This is a genomic window from Stenotrophomonas pictorum JCM 9942, assembly GCF_001310775.1.
GTDB lineage: Bacteria > Pseudomonadota > Gammaproteobacteria > Xanthomonadales > Xanthomonadaceae > Stenotrophomonas > Stenotrophomonas pictorum.
In genome coordinates, this window is record NZ_BAZI01000624.1 from 1 (window position 1) to 1080 (window position 1080).

At 68.8% G+C, this 1080-nt stretch carries 2 pseudogenes; both read left to right on the forward strand.

Annotated elements, in window-relative coordinates:
* Positions 1-260: pseudogene (locus JCM9942_RS16605) on the forward strand (penicillin-binding protein); the annotation flags it as partial.
* A 474-nt stretch (positions 261-734) separates the two neighbouring features.
* A pseudogene (locus JCM9942_RS16610) lies at positions 735-1080 on the forward strand (hypothetical protein); the annotation flags it as partial.

The following is a 1080-nucleotide window of genomic DNA, read 5'->3' on the forward strand; positions in this document are numbered from 1 at the left end:
GCCGGGTGACGCTGTGCCCCGGCGAAGGCGGGATGCTGTGGGTGTCGGACAAGTCGCCGGCCATGCGCGCGCGGCTGGTGCAGTCCGGTGGGCGGCGCTGGCTGCAGTGGCTGGCGCTGGGCGAAGACGCCGAGGCCTGGCTGGAGTTCTCCGGTGCCGGCACGCAGCGGCGCATGCAGCTGCGCGCGATCGATCCGGACATCGACTTCAGCTACGACTTCCAGGACCTGGAGTTCCGCCGGCTGGGGGATTGCCCCTGAGCGGGCGGGCGGCGCCGGGCAGGCACCCGGCGAATCGCCTGCTGCGGCGCACAAAAATATTTTATTTTTCTGCACCCCCAAGCTTGGGAATACTTTATTGACCGTTTGATTCAGGTCATGTTAAACAACTGTAAATCCGTGCTGTCCGTCAAGCCGCGCCGGTATTGAACGGAACGCAAGCGTCCACGCAGGCACCAGCAGCAGCCGGCCGCGGGGGCGGCAGGAGCAGGCGGGCGCCGGTCGGGCCCGGGTAGTTGCAGGTCGGGGCTGACAGGGAGGCACCCCGGGCAGTGCAACCAGGGAAGGAGGGAGACGTCCCGGGGAGGGACGTCCCTGTGATGCGTTGGCGGCCTTGTTGCCGCCATTGCAGGAGGGAGCGGTGCACGGTCGTCCTGTTTCCGGAAACGGGCGGGCAGTGGACCGGGCCGCTTCCAGAGCACCCACCGTAATGCGCCCTTTGGAGAGAAAGAGAGCATGCCCGCCTTGTCCCGTCCCGCACGTCGTCACCACCTCAGCGCCGCAGTGCTGCTTGCACTGGGCAGCCCGCTGGCCGCCTTCGCCCAGACCTCGCCGGCCACGGCTGCGGCCGGCTCGCCCGAGGCCCGCACCCTGGACCGCGTCTCGGTCACCGGTTCGCGTATCCAGCGCACCGACGTGGAGGCCGCGCTGCCGGTCACCATCATCCAGAAGGCCGAGATCGAGGCGCAGGGCATCACCTCGGCCGAACAGCTGCTGCAGCAGCTGAACATCGCCAGCAGCGGTCCGGACAGCCTGGCCGCCAACAGCGGCGTCGCCCCACCCGGAACCCGCGGCAACAACG